Source organism: Nonomuraea sp. NPDC003754 (assembly GCF_053605785.1).
Map to the genome: position 1 here is coordinate 128,138 of NZ_JBSGJX010000008.1, position 24,631 is coordinate 152,768.

Below are 24,631 nucleotides of genomic sequence, written 5' to 3' on the forward strand. Positions count from 1 at the left end.
CGGTAGTACCGGGCGGTGGTAGATTGCAAGCAGTATGGGCAAAGCGAATGAGCCGCGGTCGGAGTGCCCGATCAACGCCGCCATCGAGGCGTTCGGCGATCGCTGGAGTCTGATCGTCCTCCGCGACATCGTCTTCGGAGATCGCCGCTATTTCCGAGAGCTGCAGGCCAACTCGATCGAGGGGATCGCCTCGAATATTCTCGCCGACCGACTCAAACGACTCGTCAAGTCGGGACTGCTCACCCGCGAGGACACGCGGGCCGGCCAGCGGGCACGCTACAGCCTGACCGAACCCGCGATCCAACTCGTACCCGTGTTCGCGCAGCTGGGCAGCTGGGGACTTCGCCACCGACCCACGAGCAGCGCGCTGAACGCTCGCGCCGTGTTGCTTGAACAAGGCGGCCCCGCGCTCTGGGACGAGTTCATGGACGAGCTTCGCCGCGAGCACCTTGGCTCCGAACTCCCAGCGCGATCACCGAGTGTTCGCGAGCGCCTGAACGCGGCCTACCGCGCTGCCACCAACTCCTCGTAGCCGCCAGCCCGTCGGCCACGTCCCAAGGCGCCAACGGACGTCGCCCGAGATGATGTCTCACATAGGAACGGCAAGCAGTGAGCCGCTGTTGCGCATCAGTGGCGGACGCGGGCGACATGACAGTCTTGCGAAGCGGTGGATCAGCCGGGTGGTGACCTGAGGGTCCACCAGCCCGTGTCCGCGGTGCAGCGTCCGCACCGCCTCCAGGAGCAGTTCGGGTCGCTGTCTTTGAGCAGGCACCCCGACGCCCCGACTGGAGTGCCCCCGAAGAGGTACTCATCCGTCCGTCGGCCGCCTCACCGATCACCTCGATGTCGGGCTCGCCGTCCAGTGTCACGCGCAGTGCGTCACGTGAGTATTGATCAAACGGACGGCTCCCGCCCCGTTGCGGGGCGGGAGCCGAGTTGCGCACGTGATCAGGATGCGGGCGGTGGCGCGCTTCCGTTGTAGAACGGGTTCTCGGGTAGACGCTCGGGTGTGACGAGCAGCCGGATCACGCCGGCCTTCACCTGCCATGCGTTCCAGACGGTCCAGCCGGGTCCGACCCGGTCGGCAGGTAGCGGCTCGAAGGACAGGCCGCCCGTTTTCTTATCCGTCCGAATGAGGCTGAACACCGCGGTCAGGTTACGCTTGCGCGCCTCAGCCAGGATGTCGTCCACGGGGCGGCCGTCTCTCAGCCGGACCCCGCCGAACATCTCGCCTGGCGCCATGGCCGAGTCGAAGTTCGCGTATTCCTCTCCCGGCTTCGCCTGGCGTCCCAGCTTGACGTCTACATGGCCGGTGAAACCGGCGGGGATTCGCATCACCATGACGCAGTGTCTGTCCTGTCCTGGCTGGCATCCTTTGGGTGTCGCCTCCATCGAGAGGGGGACACCGTTGATCCGAGGGCCGGAGGGGTCTGGCTTGGCTTCCGGGGCGGGGCGAGAGGAACCCTTGTCCGCGATGATCATGCCGAGGATCTTTCCCACGCCGCCTGGCGAGACGGGCACCGGGCGTAGATCGACGTTCAGGCCGACCGCGTGGAACGCCTGGGTGTACTTGTCGTGGTCAGCGAACGGGTCCTTGATGCGGGCGACGTACTGGTCGCCTTCCCGGTGGATCTCCACCGCGGAGTTGGCGTAGGACACCGCCACGCCACGTCCGTCCTCCAGTAGGCTCGGCCCTACTACGATGCCTGTTGCGAGCACGGCCGCAGCGGTCAGGCCCAGCGCAAGACGTCGAGGACTGCGCGAAGCGGACCGGTGGGTACGTCCCAGCGTCCTGGCGGCACTGCCGGGCTCTTGGGCCACGATCGAGGCCAGCAACGCGCGCGCCCCCGTACCGGACGCGTGGCTGTTCGGCTGTCCGGGCTCGACTCGGGCCAGTGGTCTCAGAAGTTCGCTGATCCCATCGACGTTCCTCACAGCGACCTCCCCACCGGAATCATCCGGCTTTCTGATGTGAACCGGACACTGGCTTCGTCGAGTGCGCGCGAGAAGCGCCTGCGGGCGCGATAAAGCCTGATGCGCACGGCGTTGCGGGACAGTCCCAGCATCGCGGCGATCTCATCGCGCCCCAGCCCCTCCCAGGCGACCAGCGAGAGAAGCTCACGGTCGTCGTCGGGCAGGTTGCGAAACACCGCGGCGATCACGCTCAGCTCCACGCTGCTGCCGGGAGAGTCCCCATAAAGATCGGCTATCTCGGCGTCAAGCTCCACGCTGCGCAGCCGCTGCCGGGCTGTGCTCCGGCGGTGATCGGCCAGCACCTTGCGCGCTACGCCGTACAGCCAGAGCCTGGCCTCCTGCCCCGGCGGCAGATCAGCCACCCGGCGCCAGGCAATGGTGAAGGTCTCCGCCACGACATCGGCCGCATCCTGCGGAGAGTCACAGCGGCGTGCGGCGTAGGCTGCGATCTGGTCGTATGTCTCCCTGTAGACGGCCTCGAACCTGGCCGCTTCATCGTCATCCACGGGCGATTCCCATGGCCGATCTCCTTGTCAGTACGAAACGCGGACATCCCCTTACATGGCGAAAAGTGCCCCACCATTTCATGTGAATCTTGGAAATCTTCAGCGCTTTCGGACTCCAGCGCCTTCACAGAAGCTGTCCCTTATTTTCGAAGTCGGCGGGCAGGTCCTCGTCCGGGTTGCGCCACCGGTCGGCGCCGACCACCCAGATCTCCTTGCAGTGCAGCTGCTGCCGCAGGGTCTGGAAGGTGGCCACCTCATACACCATGCGCGCCACCCACCGCCGACCGCGGGTGTCGGTGCGATGGACCAGGTCGGCCCAGTCCTTGAGCGTGCCCTTGTGCTCGGGCGCCGCTGGGGCCACGCGTGGTCGACGACGGTGATCTGGTCACCTCGGCCGGTGTCACGAGCGGCCTGGAGCTGGCCTTGTGGCTCATCCAGCGCGCCTACGGCACGCAGATGTCGATGAACGTCGAGATGGTGCTGGAGTACGAACGCCGCGGCGTCGTTCACGAGGCGCGCCGCCGCGACTAGAGCGGGAACCGCACGGCGGTCAACCGTTCCGACAACTCCCAGAGTCGGCGTCCGGTCTCGGCGTCGGCAGCGGCCGGGGCCAGGTGCACCTGTTTCGGGGCGCCGCGCAGCTCGCCCACGCCGTCCGGCCCGAAGAACCGGCCGCTGTCCGCGTCCGGGGCGGTCGCCGCGTACAGCTGGGGCAGCGCGCCGCGGTCCGGGGACTGGGCCAGTGGGGTGAGGATGCGGCCGTACATCATCTTCACCATGCCGACCGGTGCGCTCGTCTGCAGGTTGGTGGCGGTGTAGCCAGGGTGGGCGAGCAGGCTGCGCACCGGGCTGCCGGCCGCCGTCAGCCGTCGGTGGAGTTCCCAGCCGAAGACGGCGTTGGCGAACTTGGACTGGTTGTAGAACGCCATGGGCGCGTACGCGCGCTCGCCGGACAGGTCGTCGAAGAACAGGCGCCCCTGCCGCTGGTTGGTCGAGCTCACCGTGACCACGCGGGGGTCGTCGCCGCCGGCAAGGAGGTCGAGCAGCAGGCCGGTGAGGGCGAAGTGAGCGAGGTGGTTGACGGCGAACTGCAGCTCATGGCCCTGCGCGCTGAGCGTCCGGGGCGGCGCCATCACGCCGGCGTTGTTGACGAGCACGTCCAGCCGCGCGTGGTCGGAGCGCAATCCGTCGGCGAAGGCGCGGACGGAGTCCAGATCGGCCAGGTCGAGCCTGCGCACCTCCAGGTGGGCGCCCGGCTGTTCAGCGATGATCTTCTCGACCGCACGGCGGCCCTTGAGCTCGTTGCGTACGGCGAGGATGACGTGCACGTTCTTGCGGGCCAGCGCCCGGGTGGTCGCCAGGCCGAGGCCGCTGGTGGCTCCGGTGACGACGAACAGCCGCTCGGTCTGATCTGGAATGTGCTCGGCGGTCCAGCGCTGCTGCTTGGTCATAGGGCACACGTTGCCCTCGATGGCACTGAGTGTCAAACCATGCCTCAGTGCCAATATTGGCATGGTGTGTAAGATGGTCTGGTGATCCGCCCCGACGTGAGCCTGGCCCAGCGCAAACGTCAGCTCGTCGCGGACGAGCTGACGCAGGCGGCGCTCAATCTGCTGACCCGGAAAGGGTTCGACGCGGTCACGATCGACGAGATCGTGGCCGCCGCAGGCGTCTCCAGGCGGACGTTCTTCCGGTATTTCGCCTCGAAAGAGGACGTGGTCGTTCAGTTCCTGGCCGAGATGGGCGCCGGCATGCGCGCGGAGCTGGCGGCCCGCCCCGCCGAGGAGCCACCCTCGGCCGCGCTACGGCACACCGTCTGGGTCTCCGTCAACGCCTGCGCCGGCCATGCCGACCGGGCGCTGCGCGTGGTGCAACTGATCCTGCGCACCCCCACCCTGCTCGCCCGTTTCCTGGAGCGCCAGACGCAGTGGCGCGAGGAGCTGACGGGGGAGCTGGCCCGGCGGCTTGAGCTCGACCCCGCGACCGACATGTACCCGCAACTGGCGGCCGGGATGGCGCTGAACGCCTTCGACACCGTGCTGCAGCGGTGGAGCGACAGCGACGGTTCCGAGGACCCCACCGTCCTGATCGACCGGGCCTTCGCCGTGATCGCGCCGGCCCTGGACACCGCGGCGGGGGACCAGGCGCAGTAGCCCGGAGGAGGCCCGGTCGGTCGGCCGGTTCGAGGGTGGTCACGGCCCCGGATCGGGTCAGCCGCGCCAGCCGCCTCGTTGCCGCGAGACGACGACCCGAACAGCGCGCCCGGGGCCTCCTTCATGGGCCTGCGGTCACGTGGCGGTGAGCTTGTCGACGTCGGGGGCGTAGACGGTCATCCAGTGCGGGTGCAGCCGGTAGTAGACCACGTCGTTCTCCCAGTCGAAGGCGCCCTCGCCGTAGAAGTCCTTGAAGTACGCGAGCAGGTCCGGCCAGTCCGCGGCGGGCTCGCCGTCCTCGGGGTTGAGGATCTCCACCGTGCCGTGGGTGAACACGCCCAAGTCCTCGCCGCGCATGTGCGCGACGCTGGCGGCCGGGCGGGCGGCCAGGTGGCGGGCCTTGGCGGCGCTGCGTGCCGTTCCGAAATGCCACCTGCCGTGGAGGAAATGTCCGTCCACGCCGCTGATCCGCGGCTCGCCCTTCGCCGTCACCGTGGACAGTGCGAGGGTGCACATGCCGGTGAGGACCTGGGTGAGCTGCTCCGCGGTCAGGGTGCGCTCGGTGACGATCGAGCGGAGATGCGAGGTGGAGCGGGACAGGGAGGAGTCCAGGAGGCTCTGGAGCTCTTTGAGATCTTCTTGCGTTTCGCGCATTGCTTTCCTTGTCTATCCGTACGACCGGTTCGCGGCCACCTTCGGCGCTGACCGGTGCAGCCATGTTCGATCAAAAACCTGACACCTTGTGTCTTGTTTCTTCGCCCGGTAGTGGTCATGGACTCCGCCATCACACCCGCGAAGGCAGGAGCGGGCAGTCACGCCAGGTCACGTCCCCGAGCCCCGGGCCGTGCCCAGGTGGTTACGCCAGCCGGGGTGGTTACTTGGGGTCGTTGAACCATTGCAGGGAGCGATATACGGTCGCGGCATGGGCATCCCGACCGAGCCGATCGGCAGCATTCCCCGTTCACCCGAACTCCTGGCCGCGATGCGCTCCGGCGACGCCGCCGAGCTGGCACGCGCCCAGGAATCGGCCGTGCGGGACACGATCGCGCGCATGGAGCAGGCTGGCTCGCCGGTCGTCACCGACGGCGAGCAGGCCAAGCCGAGCTTCGCCACCTACCCGATCGCGGGCTTGGCGCACCTGGCGCCCGATGGCGTCGTGATCCCGTTCGCGGACGGGCACACCCGGCAGCTGCCCCGATTGACCGCGGGGCCGTTCCGCTACGCCGTACGCGCCGAGCAGTACCTGCGGGCCGCCCAGCGGCACGCGACCGTCCCGGTCAAGCAGGCGGTCATCGCGCCGTCCGCGCTCAGCCTGCTCTACCCCGCCACCGGCATCGACGGCTACCCGCGCGAGCGCTTCCTGGACGACCTGGCCGACGAGGCCGAGGCCGACATTCGCGGCTGCCTGGACGCCGGAGCGCACGCCGTCCAGCTCGACTTCACCGAAGGGCGGCTGTCGCTCAAGCTCGACCCCAGCGGCGGCGTGCTGGAGGAGTTCGTCGCGCTGAACAACAGGGTGCTGGAACGGTTCTCTCCCGAGGAGCGGTCACGGATCGGGGTGCACACCTGCCCGGGCGGCGACCAGGATTCCACCCACAGCGCCGACGTGGACTACGCCGGGCTGCTGCCCCACCTGTTCCAGCTCAAGGCCGGCAACTTCTACGTCCAGCTGGCCGGCGAACCCGAGCCCGACAAGGTTCTGGCCGTCATCGCCGAACACCTGCCGGCCACCGCCCGGATCTTCGTCGGCGTGATCGACCCGATCGATCCGCACGTGGAAACCCCCGAGCAGGTACGCGACCGCGTGCTCGCCGCGGCCCGCCACCTGCCTCTCGACCGCCTGGGAACCTGCGACGACTGCGGGTTTTCCCCGTTCGCCGACGACACCTCCACCTCCCGCGAGGTGGCGTTCGCCAAGATCAGGGCGCGGCTGGAGGGCACCGCCTCGGCCGCGGCCGAGCTGGGCGTCTGACCCTCACACCAAGGAGCCCGCAATGCCGCACATCCACCTGAACACCGACCTGCCGGGAATCCTCTCCCTGTTCGCGTTCCGGCCCGAGACGGCGCGACCGCTCAGCGAACTGGCCGAGGTCCTGCTGCGTGGCCCCAGCACGCTGACGCGGGGCGAACGCGAGCTGATCGCCGCCTACGTCTCCGCGCTCAACGACTGCCAGTTCTGCACCAGCTCGCACGCGGCCTTCGCGGCGGCGCAACTGCCCGAGGGGATGGCGCTGATCGACCACGTCCGCGCGGACCCGGCCACCGCGCCGATCTCCGCCAAGCTGCGGGCACTGCTGGCCGTCGCGTCCGCGGTCCAGCGCGGCGGACGCCAGGTCCAGACCATGCAGATCGAGGCCGCCAGGGAGGCCGGCGCCAGTGACGTCGAGATCCACGACACGGTGCTCATCGCGGCCGCGTTCTGTATGTTCAACCGCTACGTCGACGGGCTGGCCACCGTCACTCCCGACGACCCTGCCGCCTACGAACAGAGCGCCGCTCGCATCGTGGCCGATGGCTACCTGGCCGGGCTGCTGGAGCCGACGACCTGACGCCCGAGAACTCGCCGTGCCCGGCCACGCCTACCTCGGCCGGCAGGACGCGAAGGGGGTACGGCACGCGGTGCCGTACCCCCTTCCGCTATTCCATCGCGAACAGCTCGAGCGCGATGCCGTCCGGGTCGCGGAACGACAGCACGGCGCCGAACGGCGACTCGACCACGGACGAGCAGGTGACGCCGAACTGCTCGAACCTGCGCGCCCACGCGTCGAGCGCCGCGCGCGACGGCACCGCGAACGCGACGTGGTCGATGCCCACCCTGCGGTGGTCGAAGTCGTCCTCGCGCACGTCGAGGTGCTGGGTGAAGCCGACGATGGCGAGGCTGTCGTGCAGGCAGATGGTACGCAGCCAGCGCTCCTCGTCCATCGTGGCGTACTCCTTGAAGCCGAGGACCTCGGTGTACCAGCGCACGCTGGCGTCCCTGTCCTTCACCGACAGCGAGATGTGCGAGACGCCCATGAGCTCGGACATGGACCTTGCCTCCTTGATCTTGCCGGACACTGTCTGGACACTCTCTCGGAGCGAGGCCAAGCCAAGCAAGCATTCGGTCGGCTCGCCCCGCCTTCGCCCCGCCTTCGGCGGCGAGTCGCGGTGAGGGGCGCAGCACGCAAGGCGGCCGGCGGCGTTGATACGCGGCTGATACACGGCTGAGCATTCGCGGATACCCGGCGAACACAGAGCGGACGGAAACGGGCTCCAGAGTGGCAACGGCGTCGTGAAGGGCGGCGCGATCCCGCTGAGAAGGAGTCCTTGATGCGTGTGTTGGCGTGCGGTCTGCTCGGTCTGGCGGTGTTGACCGGCTGCGGGGGAGCCCCGACCCCCGCGGCCGACGGCGGCGGGGCCACGGTGGACAAGGCTCGCGAGCGGGAGACCGTCATCGCCACCTGCATGAAGCAGAAGGGTTTCCCCTACACCGCCTCGGTCAGCCGGCCCAAGAAGTCCGATGCCAACCCCGCCGACTACGCGGTGATGAAGGCGGACCGCAGCAAGTACGGCTTCGGCGTCTTCTCCGCCGTCGTCTATCCGAAGCCGCAGGAAACGCGGGCGCCGGACCCCAACCAGGCGACGATGGAGGGCCTGTCCAGCGCCAAGCGGGACGCCTACGTCAAGACCTTGAACGAGTGCAGGGTCACCGCCCTCCAGCAGGTGGACGGCCTGAAAGTCACCTCGGTCGCCGACTATCAGGACCAGATGAGCACGGCGATCGAGAACATCGACAAGACGCTCGACGGCGACCCCAAGCTTGTGGAGCTCGCCGCGCCGTTCGCCGAGTGTCTGAAGTCGAAAGGCGAGCGGGTGACCTCCGCGAAGCCGCTCGCGCTGAGCGCCCGCGGCATGCAGGTGTGGGGCGAGCAGGCTGACCAACTCGGCAAGGCGGGCGAGGTCACGGCGGAGGTGGCCAGGCCGTACCTCGCCAAGGAGATCAAGTCGGCGCTGGTCGACCTGGAGTGCGGCAAGGACTTCTACGCCGCCTTCGCCCCCCTGCAAAGGCGGCTGACCAACGAGGCCAGGATGAAGTACGGGTTCCAAGAGCAGTGATGCGTACCCCTCGCGGCAAGCTGCTGCTCGTGCTGGCCGTGGTCCTGGTGGTCGCGGGGACCGGCTGGGGAGTGGGCACCCTGCTGCGTTCCCCGGCCGACGAGGCGGCGGCGCGCAGGCCGCCCAAACCGTCGCTCGTCACCGCCGCGGTCGAGCGGCGCAAACTGGTCGCCACCGTCGTGGTCAGCGGCACGCTGGAGTACGGCTCGCCGTATCCGGTGTCGCTGGCCGGGGTGGTGGGCGGCAGCGAAACGGTGCAGCGCGCCACCCGCGCTCCCCGGCGGGGCACTCTCGCGGAGGGCACGGTGCTGATGGAGGTGAACGGACGCCCGGTGTTCGTCTTCTCCGGCAAGGTGCCGATGCACCGCAGCATCGTCCCCGGCGCCGAGGGGGCCGACGTCGCGCAGCTGCAGAAGGCGCTGCGCAGGCTGGGCTACCGCGCACCCGCGACCGGCGTGTTCGACCAGGCGACCGTCGCCGCGGTGTCGCGCTTCTACGCCAAGCGGGGCTACGAGGCGCAGCAGCCCACCTTGGAACTGCGGCGGCAGCGCGACGAACTGCGCCGGGCCGTACGGACCGCGCAGGAAGTGCTCGCGGCCGAGCGCAAGGCCCTTGACCAGGGCAGGGATGTGCTCCCGATGAAAGTCAGGCTCACCAACGCCCGGCTGGATCTGAAGGCGGCCGAACAGGCGTTGAAGAGCGCGCGGGCACAGGACCACACCACCGAGGACGAGGCCAAGGTCGAGGCCGCCGAGAGCGCCGTACGGGCGGCCGAGGAGAAGCTGCTGACCGCCCAGCAGGAGCTCGACCAGGCCACGGCGCCGTCCACCCCCGCGCCCAACCCCAGCTCCACCGCGGGCCCGACCACAGGCGCCACGCCCGGACCGCCCGCCGACACCCGCCTTCTCGAACTCCGGGTCGCCAACGCCGACGCGGAGCTGGCCGCCGCCAGGTCGGCGCTGGAGCGCGTACGGGAGGAGGTCGGGACCACGCGGGCCAAGCGGCTGGCCGAGCTGAGGAAGAACGTCCGGGTGGCGCGCGAGGTCGTCGTCACCGCCGAGCAGGCGCTCCGCCAGGCCAGGCAGCTCTCGCCCGTCAAGCTGAAGGCGGCCAACGCCCAGCGTGACCTGGCCGCGGCGCAGGCGCTGCTGGCCGAGTTCTCCCGGACCTACGGCACCACCGTCCCGCCGGGGGAGGTCGTCTTCCTGCCCAGGCTGCCCGCCCGGCTGCACAAGCCGGCCGTCAAGGCGGGCGAGCCGGTGGACAAGTCGGTCGCCACGGTGGCCAGCTCCGCCTTCATGGTCTCGGGCTCGGTGGACGTGGCCGAGGCCGAGCGGGTGAAGACGGGTCTGAACGCGAGCATCGAGACCGAGGCCGGCAGGACCGTCCCCGGCACGGTGACCGCCATCGGCGGACGCGACGCGAAGGGCGCCGTGCCGGTGACGATCACGCCCGCCTCGATGAAGGGCCTCAAGAAGCTCGCCGGGGCGCCCGTCACGGTGCGCGTGACCATCGGCGCCACCGACCAGGAGGTGCTCGTGGTCCCCGCCGCGGCGGTCGTCACGGCCGCGGACGGCAAGGCCCGCGTGCAGGTGGAGGTCGCGCCCGACCGGACCAAGGAGGTCGAGGTACGCACCGGCCTGTCCGCCGACGGAGCCGTGGAGGTGACCGGCGACCTCAAGCCGGGCGACATGGTGGTGATCAACAGTGCCTGAGCCGGTCATCCTGCTCCACGACCTGACCAGGGAGTTCCCCACCGATCCACCCGTCAGGGCGCTGTCCGCCGTCAACCTGAGAGTCGACCGGTCCGACTACGTCGCCATCGTCGGCCCCTCGGGGTCGGGGAAGTCCACCCTGCTCAACACGCTCGGCCTGCTCGACCGGCCGACCAGCGGCAGCTACCGGCTCGACGGCATCGAGACCGCCTCCCTGAAGGACAGCGTGCGGACCACCATCCGCGGCAGCCGTATCGGCTTCGTCTTCCAGTCCTTCCACCTGTTGCCGCATCGCAGCGTGCTGGAGAACGTCATGCTGGCCGAGGTCTACGGCGCGGCACCGCGCACGGGGCGGCGGGAGCGCGCGATGCGGGCTCTGGAGCGGGTACGGCTGTCGCACCGGGTGGACTTCCTGCCCGGCAGGCTGTCCGGCGGTGAGCGGCAGCGCGCCGCCATCGCCCGCGCGCTCCTGGGCGAACCGTCGCTGCTGCTGTGCGACGAACCCACCGGCAACCTCGACAGCAAGAACACCGACGCCGTGCTCGACCTGTTCGACGAACTGCGCGCCCAGGGGATGACCATCGTGGTCATCACTCACGAGGCCGAGGTGAGCGACCGGGCCGGGCGCCGGGTGCGCATCACCGACGGCGTCCTCACAGAGGAGTAGATGTGCACCCTCGCGACCTGCTGGACGAGGCCCTGGCGGGTCTGCTGGCCCGCCCGGTGCGTTCGGCGCTGACCACGCTGGGCACCGTGCTGGGCATCACCACGCTCGTCGTCACCCTGGGCATCGCCGCGACGGCGGGCAACCAGATCGTCGGCCGCTTCGACGAGCTCACCGCCACCTCCGTCACGGTCGAAGTCCCGGAGAACCCCGTCCCCCTGGTCGACTGGGCCGGCGTCGACCGGGTGACCCGGCTGCGCGGGGTGGTCTCCGCCGCCGCGCTCGCCGAGTCGGAACAGAGCACCAATCTCAGCGTCCGCTCCAACGACATCGTGGACCCGACCCGGGTCACCGACCAGACGCTGACCGTGGTCTCCAGCAGCCCCGGCCTGCCCGCCGCGGTCAAGGGCAGGATGATCGAGGGCCGCTACTTCGACGCCGGGCACATCGCCCGTGGGGACAAGGTCGTCGTGCTGGGCCAGCACGCGGCCAAGCTGCTGGGCATCACCAGGCTGACCCGTGCCCCGGCCGTCTTCATCGGCGCCCAGGCGTACACCGTCATCGGCGTGCTCGGCGACCTGAAACGCGAAAAGAGCCTCGCGGGTGCGGTCATGCTGCCGCCGTCCGTCGGCAAGCGCTACGGCCTGAGCGCCGTGACCCGGGTTCTGGTCAACACCGGCCTCGGCGCCGCGGAACTGATCGCCGATCAGGCGCCGACCGCGCTCAGCCCCGGCAACGAGGCCCGCCTCCAGGTCATCTCGCCGCCCAGCCCCACCAGAGCGCGCGATGCGGTGGAGGGCGACGTCGACGCCCTCTTCCTGATCCTCGGGCTGGTCTCCCTGGTCGTCGGCGCGGTCGGCATCGCCAACGTCACGCTGGTGACCGTGATGGAGCGTATCGCCGAGATCGGCCTGCGCCGCGCCCTCGGCGCCGCCCGCCGCCACATCGCCGCGCAGTTCCTGCTGGAGTCCACCCTCACCGGGCTGACCGGCGGCGTCATCGGCGCTTCCGGGGGGATCGTCGTGATCGTCGTGGTCTGCGCGGCCAAGCAGTGGACTCCGGTCCTGGACGTACGGCTGGCCGTCATGGCTCCTGCCGCCGGTGCCGTCGTCGGGCTGCTGGCGGGCCTGTACCCGGCCCTGCGGGCCGCCCGCATGGAACCGGTCGCCGCGCTTCGGTAGATATCGTGCACCTTCATGACATCCCTGCTGCTCGTCGAGGACGACGCGGTGATCCGCGCGTCGGTCAGCCTGGCCCTGGAACGCTACGGCTATCGCATGACCACCGCGGCTGACGGACTGAGCGGCCTGGAGGCGGCCCAGGCAGGCGGCCACGACCTCCTGCTGCTCGATGTGATGCTGCCCGGCCTGGACGGCATCAGCGTGTGCCGCAGGATCAGGGAGACCAGCCAGGTGCCGATCCTCATGATGTCGGCCCGCGGTGACGGCCTGGACATCGTCGCCGGGCTGGAGGGCGGCGCCGACGACTATGTGGTCAAGCCGGTCGACCTGCCGGTGCTGGTGGCCAGGATCCGCTCGCTGCTGCGCCGGGCCAGCATCGCGCAGCCCCCGCCCACGACCGGGCGGCCCGCCGAGAGTGCGGTGCTCACCTTCGGCGAGCTGAGCATCGACACCGGTTCGCTGGAGGTACGGCGGGCTGGGCGACGCGTCGAGCTGAGCCCGACCGAGTTGCGGCTGCTGCTGGAGTTCGCCGCCCATCCCGGCATCGTGCTGGAACGTGCGACGCTGCTGCGCACCGTGTGGGACTACGGGTGGGACGGCGACAGCCGCGTGGTCGACCTGTGCGTCCAGCGCCTGCGCAAGAAGGTCGGCGCCGAGCGCATCGAGACGGTCCGCGGGTTCGGCTACAAGTTGAGCGCCACATGAACCCGGCTTCGCTGCGATGGAAGATCGCCGCCCTCGTCACGCTCGCCTCCACCGTCGTCGCCGCCGTGGTCGGGCTCCTGGTTCACCGGGCGACCTGGCAGCGTGCCCTGGACATCGGCGCGGCTCGGGCCAGGACCGCCCTCGACAGCTCACTGGCCCCCGCTGAGCGGCCCGGCGGCACGCCCGACAACGTGGTGACCGTCGAGGAGCTCCCTGACGCTCTGGCCGCCCAGCTGCGGCCGGGCCGGCCGGTGATCTGGTACGGGCTCGATCACCGGGACGAACCGTGGATGTGGGCCGCCCAGCCGTACGGCCGCGACGGCAGCCAGGCGGTGAGCGTACAGATCTCGATGGGCTCGGAACTGCTCGACCTGTACGCGCTGGACCGAGACATGGTCAAGGCCGCCCTGCTGGCCCTGTCCGGGGTGGTGCCGCTGTCGGTGCTGGCGGCCGAACTCCCCAACCGGCGGCTTCGGCGCATGGCCCGTACCGCCCGCGAGATCGCCGACGGCAACCTGGCCGCTCGCACCGACGCGGGCGGCAGGGACGAGATCGCCGAGATCGGCGCCGGGCTCAACTCCATGGCCGCCAGCCTGCAGCGGCGGCTGCTGGCCGAGCAGCGCTTCACGGCCGATGTGGCGCACGATCTGCGCACCCCGCTGATGGGGCTGCTGACCGCCGGCCAGTTGCTGCCCGAGGGGCAAGCCACCGACATGGTCCGCGACCGGATCGGCGTCCTGCGCGGCCTGGTTGACGACCTGCTGGAGATCTCCCGCCTGGACGCCACCGACGAACAACCGGACCGCCAGCCGGTGCCGCTGGCCGACCTGGTCCGCGAGTCGCTGCACCGTGTCGACGTGCCCGCCGAGCTGCATGTCGTCCCCGACCAGGGCGACACGAAAGCCGTCACCGATGCGCGCCGCCTGGAGCGCATCGTCGCCAACCTGCTCCTCAACGCCCGCACGCACGGCGCCGGCCCGGTCACGATCACCGTGGGCTCCCGCCGGATCGTCATCCGCGATCACGGGCCGGGTTTCCCGCCGGACCTGCTCGCGAACCTGAACGAGGGACAGGCGCAGCGCTTCCGCACCGGACGGACCGAGCGCGGCCGCGGGCACGGGCTCGGCCTGACCATCGTGCTCGGCCACGCCCGCATCATCGGGGCGACCCTCCAGTTCGCCAACCCGGTCAACGGTGGTGCGAGCGTCACCATCACCCTGCCTGACTGAGGTCGATGGCGGGGGCGGCGTGGATCGGGCCGGGGGCGCATCTCGATGCGGGCGAGCTGCTGGCCGAGGCACTGGTGGACGCCGTGGCCGAAGGCGAGGTGCCCGGCGGCCGAGCGGCTCAGGTCGAGCATGTCGGGGTCGGGGAACGTGGCAGGGTCCCTGTTGGCGGTGTTGAGCGCGATGATGACCGTGTCGCCGGCCTTGAGCCGCCTGCCGCCGCGCTCGACGTCCTCCAGCACGCCGCGCATGCCGGTGGGGCGATGGACAGATAGCGCAACAGCTCCTCCACAGCGCCGGCGGCCAGGTCGGGGTCGGTGCGCAGGGCGGCGAGCTGGGCCGGGACGCGCAGCAGGGCGAGGGTGCCGAGCGCGAGCATGTTGGCGGTGGTGTCGAGGCCGGCGCCGAGCAGGATGGCGGCCACGCCGCCGAGCTCCTCGTCGGTCAGGTCGTTGTCGGTGGCCAGGTTGCTGAGCACGTCGTCGGTCGGCTCGGCTCGCTTGGCGAGCGCGAGCTCCCGCAGGTACGTGCTGAGCTCGATGAAGGCGGCGTACTGCGTCTCGGGGTTCTTCGGCGTCCGACGCCGAGATCGCCAGGCGGCTCAACCGGCCGACCTCGACGATCAGCCGGGAGATCGGCCGCAACGGCGAGCCCCGCGGGTACCGGCCCGAGCACGCGCATCGGGAGACGGAGCGGCGGGCGCGGCACGCCGGTTCCCTCACCTTCGGCCGGTCCGCCGGACGGCGAGGCGGGCGATTTGGAGGACGAGGTCGTCGAAATGGCGGTCGGGATGGGGCTGCCGAAAATGATGGCACGCGTGCTCATCGGCATGTGGCTTGGCCGGCTGGCCAAGGGCTCGGCCGGCTGGCCAAGGGCTCGGCGTTCCTGGAGCTGATCAGCTTCGACACGCTGGAATCGGCCGAACGCTGGCGCACGCTCCTGTTGTGATCGCCCCGGCGGCCTGCCGGCGACCACGATCTACCCGCACCACGTGAGGGAGGCGGACGGTGTCGCGTCCCCCGCATCGATCAAGGCGACCTCGCGGGGAGAAGCCGTCAGCGCGTGAGGTAACCGCGCAGACTGTAACCCTTGACCGTGATGTGGGCATCAAGCTCCACCGCAACGATCTTCTCCAGTCGTCGGCTGGCACCGGCATATCACCACCGCCATGCTCTCCCTGGCCTTTTGGCCGTCAGCCGTGCCCGGTTGGACGACCCGTTCACGCGAGCACGTGATATCCACTGCCGGTCAGCGAAAGGACCGCCCGACCCAGGAGAGAGCCAGCTGACCCCGTCCCGGCTGGTCCGGCCGTCCCTGGCCGAGATCCGCCGCATCTTCGCCCCGCCTTATGTCCCCGCCAACGACCTCATCGACCATGTCCTGGCTTGGTCCACGTTCCGACAGGAGCGCCAAACCCGCGCTCTGATCAGTCCTTATCGCCAACGAGGCGACCCGTTACCTCAAGATCTACGGATGAAGTATTGGGAAGGGTTCGTTTATCTCGCCAGGGTGATTGATTGCCATTCCAAAATGGTGGTGGGCTAGGCGATGGCTGACGACCATAAGTCGCCGCTCATCAGACGCGATCGACACGGCTGCCGGCAGCATCGAGCTGCAGCAGGGCTGCATCGTCCATTCCGGCCGGTTGCGCCCAAGAACTACACCCAGCGAGGAATTCGGGCAGCATCTGGCTCGGCATGGCATGCGCCGGTCCGCCGGGAGTACGGGCGTGTGCTGGGGTAATGCGCTGGCAGGGCCGTTCTTTGGGGCGTTGAAGAATGAGTGGCTCAACGGCATGGCAACCACCCGGGCTAAAACACGGCGGGAGGTTGTCAAATATATTGAGGGCTTCTATAATTGATGCAGGCCTCATTCCGCAAACGGGTATCGGACTCCATTTTGAGGTCCGCAACGGGCATCTGAGCCAGCAACTCGCATCATGAAGTGATCACTAGGCAGCTGTCCGGAGGACGCGGGGCACCGCGTACAGCACCTGCTGGGAGAGTGGTGGCTGGACATGCTGACACGACGCAAGTTCCTGATCTTGAACGGTACGGCCTTGACTAGGCCGGCCTGGCAGTGGCTGGACATCCCCGCGCCTGTCCCGAAGCGGGGAACGTCGAGTCAAGTGCCGCCGCCACTGCTGTCCCTCATCGAGACCACCGTGGTGCGGGCACAACAGCTGGACGAACAACATGGAAGCGCCTCCGCCGACTTCGTCGCCAGCCAGTTCGCTTGCGTGGCCCGCCTTGTACGCAACAGCATCTACGACGAACAGACCGGAAAGCGCCTGTGCATGGCGCTCGCTCAGCTCGCCCAAACATCCGGATGGATGGCGCAGGAAGCCGCCCACGACGGCCGCGCGCAACGCTGGTACCACCTCGGTCTACGTGCCGCTCACTCTGCAGGGGATCAGGGTGTAGCCGCCAGCATCATGGCACTGATGAGCAACCATGCGACGGAACGCGGCAAGCACCGCGAAGCGCTCCAACTCGCAACGGCGGCCGCAGAGGCCGCATCTCAGGCTCCTACCGCTGTGCAGGCGCTGATCGCCGCGCGCAGCACCCTGGCACATGCCGGCGCGGGGGATCTGACAGGTGTCGAGCGTGCCCGAGACCGCGCCGCCGAACTGATCAGCAATGCCGACGAGGAGCGGCCTGAGTGGGCCAGCTACGTCACCTCGACAGAGGTAAACGCCCTGGCGGGACGCGCTCTCGTCATGATCGCGCATACTGTTCCCCGGCGCCGGGACGACCTCACCCGCGCGGCTGAAGCTCTCCTGCTCGAGCGTGCCCTGGATCCATCCGATGCCCACCGCCGGTCGGCACTGCGCCATAGCGCCTGGCTGAGCCTGGCCCATGTGAGGGCCGGGGACCTCGATCAGGCCGTGCACACAGGTCATCTCGCGGTACAGCGGCTTCCCATGGTCACCTCTCTTAGATGTCTGTCCCTACTGGGCGAGCTCCGTTCTGAGCTCGCGTCGCACGCTAAGCGGTCATACAGCGTGCAGACATTGATCGGTGAGATAGACGCGCACACCCCGCACGTCTCGGCACTGACGCACGCGTAGCGCTTGGTGCGGCATCACATGATTTGACAAGGGTCTAACCGGCAACCTCCGGAGTCTCGCTGGTGCGCTTGGGTTAGCTGCTGGCGGCCACCTGCTCCAGCCAGCGCCGCGTCTTGGCCCGGCTGGTCAGGAACACCACTGGCTTCCCGGCCGCGAACTGGTCAATCTTCGCGAGAACCTTGGGCCGCATCTGCCGCCGATAGGTCGCAACATAGCGAATCACGCCCCAGTGGATGCGGTTGTAGACCCCCTGGGCATGCTGGCCCGCACCGTGCCGTACCTGCCGGGACAGGATACCCCACAGCGCGGTCGGAGTAGAGACGTCCATCATCACCACGGTGTCGCACGCCTTCAGCCGTACATGGATGGAGGAGTTGTAGTTGCCGTCGATGACCCAGCGCGGGGCGGCGACGAGCTCGCGCTGCGCGGCCTCGAACTTCTCCGGTGGCAGCGCATCCCACTTGTCGTCGTAAAAGACAGCGTCCAGATGGGTAACCGGAGCGTCCAACAGGCAGCCGAGTGTGCGCGCCAGATGGGATTTGCCGCTGCCGCCGGACCCGACGATGGCGACTCGGTTCATCTGCATAGTGCCCCACAATAGTCATGGCGGTGGAGGAAAGAGAGTCGATCAGATCGCTGCGCGACGGCGAATCCGCGCTGGCTGTGGCGCACATGGCGTCCCCTGGCCTTGCCGTAGCGGTGCGTGGCGAGTCGGCCAGCAGCGCGGTTAGGGTGTGACGTTGGCGGCAGAGCTGTCGCAACCGCGGGCCACACCTATTCGCCTACCCGCGGCGACGCGGAATCAAGGCCGCCATCCCCAGTAAGGCCGACGCTCACCGCTGAGCCAAGCGCTCCCTGGGCGGCAGGCGTTCCAGCGGCATCGGACCGCCGCGTTCCCGGCTGTTCCGACGGGCCCGCACGCCATCACCGCTGCCATGGCGCGGTGGGGCGTGCCAGCCGGGCTGACGAGCGTACGCCCCGCTCTCACGATCGCCGGAATCGTGCTGATCGGCACGGCGAACCTCCTGCCAGGGCGACGGCATGCGCCGTTGGACCGCACATGGCGCCCGCGCGTGTTTCATGGGTGATCGTCCATGAGACAGGCGCGGCCGTCTCCAGGGAGCGCGATGACGGGCCATGTGCGGTCGCGTTCGGCGGCCGGGGTCAGGAGCTGGTGAGGATGACGAGTCGCTGGGTCGCTCGCGTCATCGCGACATAGCGGTCGACCGCTGCTTCGATGCCCTCGCCGAACTTGTCCGGGTCGATGAGGACGACCAGGTCGAACTCGAGCCCCTTCGACAGCTCCGGAGTCAGCGACCGGACGCGTGGCGTCGACCGGAACGTGGGATCGCCGATGACGCAGGCGATGCCGTCGGCGTTCCCGGCGAGCCAGGTGTCGAGGATGGAGCCCAGATCCGAAGCGGGTCCGTGGACGACGGGGACGCCGCTGCTACGGATGGAGGTCGGCACGTTGGCGTCCGGGAGCACGGCCCGGATGACCGGCTCGGCCTCCGCCATGACCTCTTCCGGCGTGCGGTAGTTGACGCTCAGCGAGGCCAGGTCGATCCGGTCGAGCCCGATCCGCTCGAGCCGTTCCTGCCACGACTCGGTGAACCCGTGCCTGGCCTGGGCGCGGTCGCCGACGATGGTGAAGCTCCGGGACGGGCAGCGGAGCAGCAACATCTGCCACTCCGCGTCGGTCAGTTCCTGAGCCTCGTCCACGACGATGTGCGCGAACGGTCCGGCGAGCCGGTCCGGCTCGATGCCGGGCGACGCGCTCTCGTCGACCAGGGCGTCCTGCATGTCGCGTCCGAGGAGCATCGTCACCACCCCTTCACCGTCGTCGTCGGCCTCGAGCAGGTTGTCGACGACCTGCGCCATGCGCTCGCGCTGCGCGGCGACAGAAGCATCTTGCCGACGCTTACGCCGCGACGCCTCCGGGTCGCCGAGCCGCTGCCGTGCCGCGTCCAGGAACGGCAGGTCGGACACCGTCCAGGCCTGGGCGTTCTCGCGCTGCAGCTTCCGAACCTCGTCGGGGCTGAGCCAGGGAGCGCACATCCGCAGGTAGGCGGGTACCGACCACAGGTCTCCGACGAGGTCAGCCGCTTCGAGCAGCGGCCACGCGCGGTTGAAGGTGGTGAGCAGCTCCCTGTTCCGCAGCAGCGACTTGCGGAGCAGGTCAGCCGGGACTTCGTCGTCGTCGTGCTTGTCCGCCAGGATCGTGAGCAGCTCCTCCCAGATCTGGTCGCGCGCCTCGTTGTGCGGAGTGCCGGGTTCCGCCGCTTCGAACGCCTCGGCCCAGTCGTCGGCGCTCAGCCAGATGTCGGACCAGTGGGTCGTGACCGTCATGCCCTTGGTGGGCGGGTTCTCGTAGAACCTGACGGCCGGTTCGATCGCCTTCACCAGGTCCGCGGACGACTTCAGGCGGGCCACGTCCGGGTCGGTCTCGATCGCTGCCGCGGCTCCCTCGGCGACCAGGTCCCGCAGGGTGCAGGTCTGCACGCCCTCCTCGCCGAGGCTGGGCAGGACGTCGGCGACGTAGGCCAGGTACGGCTGGTGCGGACCGACGAACAGCACGCCGCCCCGGCGGTGACCGAGGCGAGGGTCGGAGTAGAGCAGGTAGGCGGAGCGGTGCAGAGCGACGACGGTCTTGCCCGTACCCGGACCGCCGTCGACGACGAGAGCGCCGCGCGATCCCGCGCGGATGATGGCGTCCTGGTCGGCCTGGATGGTGCCGAGCACGTCCCGCATGCGTGGCGACCGGCTGCTGCCCAGGCTGGCGATGAAGGCGGACTGGTCGTCGAGCGCGGCGTGCCCTTCGAACCCGTCCGAGGTGAACACCTCGTCCCAGTAGTCGCTGATCCGGCCACGGGTCCAGCGATACCTGCGCCGGCTTGCCAGTCCCATCGGGTTGCCGTGGGTGGCTCCGAAGAACGGCTCAGCCGCGGGGGAGCGCCAGTCGAGCAGCAGCCGGCGACCCTCGCTGTCCGTGAGGCCAAGCCGTCCGATGTACACGGGCTCGGGGTTGTCCGCGCTGACCACGCGTCCGAGGCACAGGTCCAGACCGAAGCGGCGCAAGGCGCGCAGGCGAGCGCTCAGCCGGTGGACCTCAAGGTCCCTGTCCATCGCCTGCCGCCCTTTGCCGCCGGGCGCCTTGCGCGCGGCGTCGAGGCGGTCGGACAGCTCGGCGATCGACTGCTCGAGGCTCTCCGCGATGGCCGCGAAGTGCTTTTCGTCGTCGGCGATCAGCGCCGGGTCGGCCTTGGGGGCAAGGTGGTCGGGAAGGTCGAACGCGCTGGTGGTCAAGGGGTTCACGTCATCAGCTCCGATCTGGGGTCCTGGCTCGGCGATCACGCGTGGTTCACGCGTACACGGGTGGCTTTTTCTCCGCTGACCACGTCGAGCAGGAGCTTCGCGGCCACCGTCGCCCCGTCGGTGCGGATCGCGCCGGCCACGGCGGTGGCTCGGGCGCGGGTCTCGTGGGCCAGGGCCGTCCTGAGCGCGGCTGACAGGGAGTCGAAGGTCGGAGCCGGACCGTCGTGTGCCACCCCGATGCCGAGCTCGGCCACCCGGCCCGCCCAGTACGGCTGGTCCGCCGCCTGGGGCACGACCACCTGAGGCGCGCCAGCCCGGGTGGCAGTCGTCGTGGTGCCCGCGCCGCCGTGGTGCACGACGGCGGCCACCCGGCCGAACAGGGCCTGCTGGTTGACATCGCCCACGACGAAGCAGTCGTCCCGGTCGTCGATGAGGGCCAGGTCGGCCCAGCCGCGGGCCACGACCGCGCGACGGCCCTGCGCGCGGACCGCCTCGATGGCCGCCTGGGCGACGTCCGTCGAGGCGCGCATGGGCATGCTGCCGAAGCCCACGTACACCGGTGGTGTGCCGACGTCCAGGAACGCCACCAGCTCGGCCGGGAGGGGGCGGACGTCGGGCACGATCCACGCGCCGGTCTGGACGACGTCGAAATCCGGCGTCTCCTGCCACGGGTCCAGGATCGGGTCCGTCGCCAGCCACGGCTGGTCGCCGATGACGTAGTCGCGGACGTTGTCCACCGGCGGCAGGCCGTTCGACGCCCGGTTCGTGTTGAGCGCCGCCCCGAACAACGCGTTGATGCTCTGGGCGTCCAGGTCCCACAGCGCCCGGTTGTCGGTCACCCCCGGCGGGAACGGCCGGCCCGGATACGCCAGCGGCCGGTGGCGCGGCGACGGCAGGGTGAGCTGCTGGAAGGTCACGGAAACGGAGCGGATGCCCAGTTTCTCGGCCACCGACAGCGCGCCGGCCGCGGCCGGGATCATGCCGGTGGCCACCAGCACGTCACATCCCTCGGCCGCCGCGGTGACCGCGTCGAACTGGCCGGCGATCAACTCGGCCGCACGCTCGGGCAGGGACGACGGCGGCGGCGCCGCGGTCATCAGCGCGCGCGCCGACCGGCCGACCGGCACCAACGGCACGCCGACACCGGCCAGCCGCTGCGCGAACTCCTCGTCCGGCGGCGCGCACACCCGCACCTCCGCACCGAGTTCCCGCAACCGCACCGCGAGTCCCGCCAGCGGTTCGACATCCCCGCGCGACCCATACGTCGACAACACCACGCGCACTTTCGCGTCCCCCGTTTCCGCAGCTTCTGCCTTCGGCCGACGATTCTGCGGCATACCCCGGGTCTTGCCGCAAGTCCCCCGGTGCGCTATACGTTGAGAGTGGAAAGGAGCGGGTACCCCCCTTTCCCTTTTTGTTGTGGACGGATCACCTCCTCACGAAGCGGCGGCACGCCGCGTTCCGTGGGCTCAAGAGGACGCGAAGGTCACCGAACCTGACCGTGACCGCTGTCTCCGTGCGCGGTGAGCGTGTAGCCCTCAGGGCCCTCGAAGGAGAACATCGGGCCGAACGGGCTGTCCGCCACCGGGGTGAGGATCTTGATCCCGGCGGCGGTGAGCTGGTCGCGCAGCTTGTGGGCGTCCGAGGTCTGGAACCACAGTGCGACGCCGAGACCGGGCCGCGCGGTGTCGTCGAGGTCGACGCCCGGGAGGAGCTCGCGGACGGCGAACGGGGTCGGCTCGGTGTCGAAGACGACCGCGTGGGGCGGCGAGACGGCGGCCCGGCGCAGGCCCAGGTGCTGCTCGCAGAAGGCGGCTGCCGCGGCCACGTCGCGAACTTGCAGGGCGACGAAGTCGGGGCCGTTGACGGTGATGGACATGGTCTTCCTCGATCCTGTATGTCAGAACTTTGACATAGCCAAGGCTAGGACCGGGGGATTCCTATGTCAAAATGCTGACATGAAGGAGAGCTTGCCGACCGAGCCGGCGAAGGACGTCACCGGACACGTGGGGTACCTGCTCAAGCGCGCCCAGGCCGCCTTGCGCGGCGCCATGGACAGGGCCCTGCGGGAGCACGGGCTGACCGTGCCGCAGTACGCCACCCTCGAGCTCCTGGCCCTGCACCCCGGCATGTCCAACGCCGACCTCGCCCGTGCGACCTTCGTCACCCGGCAGTCCGGAAACGTCGTCCTGCGGGGTCTGCAGGAGGCGGGACTGATCACCCGGCCCGCCACCGCCGACCACGGCCGCGCCCGGCCCGCCCACCTCACCGAAGAGGGCCACGCACGCCTGGCGGCGGTCCAGGCCGCCGTCTACGCCATCGAGCAGCGCATGGTCGAAGCGATCCCGCCCCAACGGATGGCAGCGCTCCTCACCGACCTCGACCGCATAGCGGTAGCCCTGGAGGAATAACCCGCCGACGATCGCCGCACTGAAGGCAGAGGGAACCTAGCTCCGCCGGACGTCCTTGACGAACACGATCCCGTCGTTCCCGGCCAGGTGGGCCGGGTCCAGCGGGAAGTAGCCAGCGCGATCATCGAACTCCGCAGGCCCAGCAGCCGCGTCACGCGGCCCGGCGAGGTGTCGGCCATCCAGAAGTGGTAGCGCAGCAGGCCCGTGGCGGCGCGCCCGTACAGGCGGGCCCGGTCCCAGCCGTCCCGCGAGGACGCCGCGATCAGGCGCGGTGTCTCCGCGTCGAGCAGCGCCACGAGATCGTCGGCGAGCAGCAGCAGCTCCCTGGCCTCGGCCGACTGCCCCACGGACCGGGACGGGTCCATCATCGTGGCGGGGTTGGCCCACCGGTCGTCGGCGCCGAGCAGACGGTCGAGGGTTTCCGCGGCGCAGGGGAGCAGGTCCGCGTCCACATGGGCCGCGAGGTAGTCGTGGAGCGCGGTGAGGGCCTGCCGGGGGCTCGCGGCGTGGCTGATCTCCAGCGCCTACCTCGCCTTCCTGCCTGCTCCGCCCGGAGACGGCCGAGTGCCGCAGCCGGCCTGAGCGGGACCTTCCTGTGTGGGTTCGGCCGGTTGGAGAGGTTGTTGCCGGGGATTTGCCTTGCGGAGGGGACGCGGCGCGGCGAGATGTGGTCAGCTTCCACCACACACGTGACATTTCGGGCACCCCGTTAGGCGGGTTGATGGAGGTTCGTGATGGAACGGCTGAAAGTGACGTCCGCTGATCAGGGCGACCGCGTGGTCATCTCTCCGTGCGGGGAGATCGACATGGCGACCGCGGGCTGCCTGCGGACCGAACTGGTGGAGGCTGAGGTCGACCTGGTGAGGCGTGGAGCGGCGCCTGTCATCGAGATCGACATGAGCCAGGTGACCTTCATGGACTGCTCCGGACTACGCGTGCTCGTGCCGTTCCGGTGGCGTCTCCTGGACGCGGGCGGCTCTCTCTGCCTGACCCACGTGCCTCCACGGGTGCATCGGGTGCTCGTCCCGCTGGGACTCGACCGCCTGCTGGAGGCGCCGGCCTGAACGTCCGTCTCATGCCGCCGCGGGTGAACCGGTCCGGCCGCCGTCGGGACTTCGTCGGGACCGCCGGGTACGGTCGCCCGGAAGGCGGGAAGCCAGCGGCCTACACGCATGCCTCCGAGGAGGATGAGCGCTAGATAGTTGATCTTCGTTTCGGTTCGATGACGAGCGGTGTTGGGCCTGGTCGGGAGCTCTACGGTCCTGGGCCATGCCTTTCGAATTCCTCTCCGATGAGCAAGTTGCCCGCTACGGCCGGTTCCCCGAGGAGCCATCGGTCGCCGAGCTCGAGCAGTTCTTCCGGCTGGATCGCGCCGCGCTCGGTGCACTGGCCGGCAAACGCCGCGCGGCGACCCGGCTGGGCTGGGCCGTGCGGTGGGGCACAGTGCGCATGGAGCTGGAGGCCGAACCGGCCGGGCATCTGGCCGAGCTCGCCGGCGCGCTGGAGGGCGCGTACGCGCAGGTGCTGGACGGACACCAACACCGCGGTGCAGTTCGTCGACGGCCGGCTCCGTCTGGAGAAGCTCGGCCCGCTCGCCGAGCCGCCGCTGATGAAGG

Annotated in this window: 25 protein-coding genes and 3 pseudogenes; 16 read left to right on the forward strand and 12 right to left on the reverse strand. The window is 69.6% G+C overall.

Annotated features, from left to right (window positions below; translation table 11 throughout):
• Nucleotides 1-34: 34 nt before the first annotated feature.
• Nucleotides 35-532: a winged helix-turn-helix transcriptional regulator gene (locus ACWEVS_RS12910; protein WP_449922931.1), complete on the forward strand. Its 498-nt coding sequence runs from the start codon at nt 35-37 to the stop codon at nt 530-532.
• Between the two features lie 416 nt (nt 533-948).
• Here ACWEVS_RS12910 and ACWEVS_RS12915 read toward each other — a convergent pair whose 3' ends face one another.
• From ACWEVS_RS12915 to ACWEVS_RS12925, 3 genes are all read right to left on the reverse strand, one after another.
• Nucleotides 949-1,935, reverse strand: a complete 987-nt coding sequence (locus ACWEVS_RS12915) for a hypothetical protein (protein ID WP_452551494.1) — start codon at nt 1,933-1,935, stop codon at nt 949-951.
• The gene (locus ACWEVS_RS12920; RefSeq protein ID WP_452551496.1) at nt 1,932-2,480 is read right to left on the reverse strand and encodes an RNA polymerase sigma factor; all 549 of its coding nucleotides are present in this window, start codon (nt 2,478-2,480) and stop codon (nt 1,932-1,934) included. The genes ACWEVS_RS12915 and ACWEVS_RS12920 overlap by 4 nt, the downstream gene beginning before the upstream one ends.
• Before the next feature lie 124 nt (nt 2,481-2,604).
• On the reverse strand, nt 2,605-2,841 hold the full coding sequence (locus ACWEVS_RS12925) for a hypothetical protein (RefSeq protein ID WP_452551676.1): 237 nt from the start codon (nt 2,839-2,841) through the stop codon (nt 2,605-2,607).
• A gap of 2 nt (nt 2,842-2,843) precedes the next feature.
• On the opposite strand from ACWEVS_RS12925, the gene ACWEVS_RS12930 reads away from it, so the two are divergent.
• Nucleotides 2,844-3,011, forward strand: coding sequence for a hypothetical protein (locus tag ACWEVS_RS12930; RefSeq protein WP_452551497.1), 168 nt, complete (start codon nt 2,844-2,846; stop codon nt 3,009-3,011).
• Here ACWEVS_RS12930 and ACWEVS_RS12935 read toward each other — a convergent pair.
• Nucleotides 3,008-3,931: an oxidoreductase gene (locus ACWEVS_RS12935; protein ID WP_452551499.1), complete on the reverse strand. Its 924-nt coding sequence runs from the start codon at nt 3,929-3,931 to the stop codon at nt 3,008-3,010. The genes ACWEVS_RS12930 and ACWEVS_RS12935 overlap by 4 nt on opposite strands.
• A gap of 81 nt (nt 3,932-4,012) precedes the next feature.
• On the opposite strand from ACWEVS_RS12935, the gene ACWEVS_RS12940 reads away from it, so the two are divergent.
• Nucleotides 4,013-4,633 carry a TetR family transcriptional regulator gene (locus tag ACWEVS_RS12940; RefSeq protein ID WP_452551501.1) on the forward strand — a complete coding sequence of 207 codons (621 nt, stop codon included), beginning with the start codon at nt 4,013-4,015 and terminating at the stop codon, nt 4,631-4,633.
• Between the two features lie 135 nt (nt 4,634-4,768).
• Here ACWEVS_RS12940 and ACWEVS_RS12945 read toward each other — a convergent pair whose 3' ends face one another.
• Nucleotides 4,769-5,287, reverse strand: coding sequence for a pyridoxamine 5'-phosphate oxidase family protein (locus ACWEVS_RS12945; RefSeq protein WP_449922920.1), 519 nt, complete (start codon nt 5,285-5,287; stop codon nt 4,769-4,771).
• 268 nt (nt 5,288-5,555) lie between these two features.
• On the opposite strand from ACWEVS_RS12945, the gene ACWEVS_RS12950 reads away from it, so the two are divergent.
• Nucleotides 5,556-6,605 (forward strand): cobalamin-independent methionine synthase II family protein, encoded by a 1,050-nt coding sequence (locus tag ACWEVS_RS12950; RefSeq protein ID WP_452551503.1) that lies wholly within the window; start codon nt 5,556-5,558, stop codon nt 6,603-6,605.
• 22 nt (nt 6,606-6,627) lie between these two features.
• A complete protein-coding gene (locus ACWEVS_RS12955) occupies nt 6,628-7,182 on the forward strand; it encodes a carboxymuconolactone decarboxylase family protein (RefSeq protein ID WP_449922914.1) in 555 nt (184 codons plus the stop codon).
• A gap of 88 nt (nt 7,183-7,270) precedes the next feature.
• Here ACWEVS_RS12955 and ACWEVS_RS12960 read toward each other — a convergent pair whose 3' ends face one another.
• On the reverse strand, nt 7,271-7,660 hold the full coding sequence (locus ACWEVS_RS12960) for a VOC family protein (RefSeq protein WP_452415456.1): 390 nt from the start codon (nt 7,658-7,660) through the stop codon (nt 7,271-7,273).
• A gap of 282 nt (nt 7,661-7,942) precedes the next feature.
• On the opposite strand from ACWEVS_RS12960, the gene ACWEVS_RS12965 reads away from it, so the two are divergent.
• From ACWEVS_RS12965 to ACWEVS_RS12990, 6 genes are read left to right on the forward strand one after another with little or no spacing between them, the layout of a single operon-like run.
• Nucleotides 7,943-8,728: a hypothetical protein gene (locus tag ACWEVS_RS12965; RefSeq protein WP_452551505.1), complete on the forward strand. Its 786-nt coding sequence runs from the start codon at nt 7,943-7,945 to the stop codon at nt 8,726-8,728.
• Nucleotides 8,728-10,443 carry a peptidoglycan-binding protein gene (locus tag ACWEVS_RS12970; RefSeq protein ID WP_452551507.1) on the forward strand — a complete coding sequence of 572 codons (1,716 nt, stop codon included), beginning with the start codon at nt 8,728-8,730 and terminating at the stop codon, nt 10,441-10,443. Before ACWEVS_RS12965 ends, ACWEVS_RS12970 begins: the two co-directional genes overlap by 1 nt.
• A complete protein-coding gene (locus ACWEVS_RS12975; RefSeq protein WP_452551509.1) occupies nt 10,436-11,110 on the forward strand; it encodes an ABC transporter ATP-binding protein in 675 nt (224 codons plus the stop codon). Before ACWEVS_RS12970 ends, ACWEVS_RS12975 begins: the two co-directional genes overlap by 8 nt.
• 2 nt (nt 11,111-11,112) lie before the next feature.
• A complete protein-coding gene (locus tag ACWEVS_RS12980; RefSeq protein WP_452551511.1) occupies nt 11,113-12,288 on the forward strand; it encodes an ABC transporter permease in 1,176 nt (391 codons plus the stop codon).
• Nucleotides 12,289-12,303: 15 nt separating this feature from the next.
• Entirely contained in the window at nt 12,304-12,993 is a 690-nt protein-coding gene (gene cseB / locus ACWEVS_RS12985; RefSeq protein ID WP_452551513.1) for a two-component system response regulator CseB, read from the forward strand.
• On the forward strand, nt 12,990-14,222 hold the full coding sequence (locus ACWEVS_RS12990) for a sensor histidine kinase (protein WP_452551515.1): 1,233 nt from the start codon (nt 12,990-12,992) through the stop codon (nt 14,220-14,222). Before cseB ends, ACWEVS_RS12990 begins: the two co-directional genes overlap by 4 nt.
• A 35-nt stretch (nt 14,223-14,257) precedes the next feature.
• On the opposite strand, the pseudogene ACWEVS_RS12995 reads toward ACWEVS_RS12990, so the two are convergent.
• Nucleotides 14,258-14,781: pseudogene (locus tag ACWEVS_RS12995) on the reverse strand (cytochrome P450); the annotation flags it as partial.
• Between the two features lie 20 nt (nt 14,782-14,801).
• Between ACWEVS_RS12995 and ACWEVS_RS13000 the strand changes: the two are divergent.
• Together ACWEVS_RS13000 and ACWEVS_RS13005 are read left to right on the forward strand one after the other, a co-directional pair.
• Nucleotides 14,802-14,858: pseudogene (locus ACWEVS_RS13000) on the forward strand (helix-turn-helix domain-containing protein); the annotation flags it as partial.
• Between the two features lie 1,378 nt (nt 14,859-16,236).
• A complete protein-coding gene (locus ACWEVS_RS13005) occupies nt 16,237-17,289 on the forward strand; it encodes a hypothetical protein (RefSeq protein ID WP_452551516.1) in 1,053 nt (350 codons plus the stop codon).
• Between the two features lie 73 nt (nt 17,290-17,362).
• Here ACWEVS_RS13005 and ACWEVS_RS13010 read toward each other — a convergent pair whose 3' ends face one another.
• The 4 genes from ACWEVS_RS13010 to ACWEVS_RS13025 form a co-directional block, all read right to left on the reverse strand.
• A complete protein-coding gene (locus tag ACWEVS_RS13010; RefSeq protein ID WP_452551518.1) occupies nt 17,363-17,875 on the reverse strand; it encodes a topology modulation protein in 513 nt (170 codons plus the stop codon).
• Nucleotides 17,876-18,453: 578 nt separating this feature from the next.
• Entirely contained in the window at nt 18,454-20,604 is a 2,151-nt protein-coding gene (helR, locus tag ACWEVS_RS13015; RefSeq protein ID WP_452415446.1) for an RNA polymerase recycling motor ATPase HelR, read from the reverse strand.
• 35 nt (nt 20,605-20,639) lie between these two features.
• Entirely contained in the window at nt 20,640-21,878 is a 1,239-nt protein-coding gene (locus ACWEVS_RS13020) for a glycosyltransferase (RefSeq protein ID WP_452551520.1), read from the reverse strand.
• 212 nt (nt 21,879-22,090) lie between these two features.
• Complete coding sequence (locus tag ACWEVS_RS13025) at nt 22,091-22,483, reverse strand: VOC family protein (protein ID WP_452415443.1); 393 nt, start codon at nt 22,481-22,483, stop codon at nt 22,091-22,093.
• Nucleotides 22,484-22,562: 79 nt separating this feature from the next.
• On the opposite strand from ACWEVS_RS13025, the gene ACWEVS_RS13030 reads away from it, so the two are divergent.
• Complete coding sequence (locus ACWEVS_RS13030) at nt 22,563-23,015, forward strand: MarR family winged helix-turn-helix transcriptional regulator (RefSeq protein ID WP_452551522.1); 453 nt, start codon at nt 22,563-22,565, stop codon at nt 23,013-23,015.
• On the opposite strand, the gene ACWEVS_RS13035 is transcribed toward ACWEVS_RS13030, so the two are convergent.
• The gene (locus tag ACWEVS_RS13035; protein ID WP_452551668.1) at nt 22,916-23,536 is read right to left on the reverse strand and encodes an erythromycin esterase family protein; all 621 of its coding nucleotides are present in this window, start codon (nt 23,534-23,536) and stop codon (nt 22,916-22,918) included. The two genes, ACWEVS_RS13030 and ACWEVS_RS13035, sit on opposite strands and share 100 nt — an antisense overlap.
• A gap of 213 nt (nt 23,537-23,749) precedes the next feature.
• Between ACWEVS_RS13035 and ACWEVS_RS13040 the strand changes: the two genes are divergently transcribed.
• Both ACWEVS_RS13040 and ACWEVS_RS13045 read left to right on the forward strand, forming a co-directional pair.
• A complete protein-coding gene (locus tag ACWEVS_RS13040) occupies nt 23,750-24,079 on the forward strand; it encodes an STAS domain-containing protein (protein ID WP_452551523.1) in 330 nt (109 codons plus the stop codon).
• A 205-nt stretch (nt 24,080-24,284) separates the two neighbouring features.
• Nucleotides 24,285-24,455, forward strand: a pseudogene (locus ACWEVS_RS13045) (DUF4158 domain-containing protein); the annotation flags it as partial.
• Between the last annotated feature and the right edge of the window lie 176 nt (nt 24,456-24,631).

Bases quoted from the DNA above. Each gene is read 5' to 3' on its own strand.
- ACWEVS_RS12910 (WP_449922931.1), top strand. From the start codon at position 35: ATGGGCAAAGCGAATGAGCCGCGGTCGGAGTGCCCGATCAACGCCGCC.
- ACWEVS_RS12935 (WP_452551499.1), bottom strand. From the start codon at position 3,931: ATGACCAAGCAGCAGCGCTGGACCGCCGAGCACATTCCAGATCAGACC.
- ACWEVS_RS12945 (WP_449922920.1), bottom strand. From the start codon at position 5,287: ATGCGCGAAACGCAAGAAGATCTCAAAGAGCTCCAGAGCCTCCTGGAC.
- ACWEVS_RS12950 (WP_452551503.1), top strand. From the start codon at position 5,556: ATGGGCATCCCGACCGAGCCGATCGGCAGCATTCCCCGTTCACCCGAA.
- ACWEVS_RS12955 (WP_449922914.1), top strand. From the start codon at position 6,628: ATGCCGCACATCCACCTGAACACCGACCTGCCGGGAATCCTCTCCCTG.
- ACWEVS_RS12960 (WP_452415456.1), bottom strand. From the start codon at position 7,660: ATGTCCGAGCTCATGGGCGTCTCGCACATCTCGCTGTCGGTGAAGGAC.
- ACWEVS_RS12965 (WP_452551505.1), top strand. From the start codon at position 7,943: ATGCGTGTGTTGGCGTGCGGTCTGCTCGGTCTGGCGGTGTTGACCGGC.
- ACWEVS_RS12970 (WP_452551507.1), top strand. From the start codon at position 8,728: ATGCGTACCCCTCGCGGCAAGCTGCTGCTCGTGCTGGCCGTGGTCCTG.
- cseB (WP_452551513.1), top strand. From the start codon at position 12,304: ATGACATCCCTGCTGCTCGTCGAGGACGACGCGGTGATCCGCGCGTCG.
- ACWEVS_RS12990 (WP_452551515.1), top strand. From the start codon at position 12,990: ATGAACCCGGCTTCGCTGCGATGGAAGATCGCCGCCCTCGTCACGCTC.
- ACWEVS_RS13005 (WP_452551516.1), top strand. From the start codon at position 16,237: ATGCTGACACGACGCAAGTTCCTGATCTTGAACGGTACGGCCTTGACT.
- ACWEVS_RS13010 (WP_452551518.1), bottom strand. From the start codon at position 17,875: ATGCAGATGAACCGAGTCGCCATCGTCGGGTCCGGCGGCAGCGGCAAA.
- ACWEVS_RS13025 (WP_452415443.1), bottom strand. From the start codon at position 22,483: ATGTCCATCACCGTCAACGGCCCCGACTTCGTCGCCCTGCAAGTTCGC.
- ACWEVS_RS13030 (WP_452551522.1), top strand. From the start codon at position 22,563: ATGAAGGAGAGCTTGCCGACCGAGCCGGCGAAGGACGTCACCGGACAC.
- ACWEVS_RS13040 (WP_452551523.1), top strand. From the start codon at position 23,750: ATGGAACGGCTGAAAGTGACGTCCGCTGATCAGGGCGACCGCGTGGTC.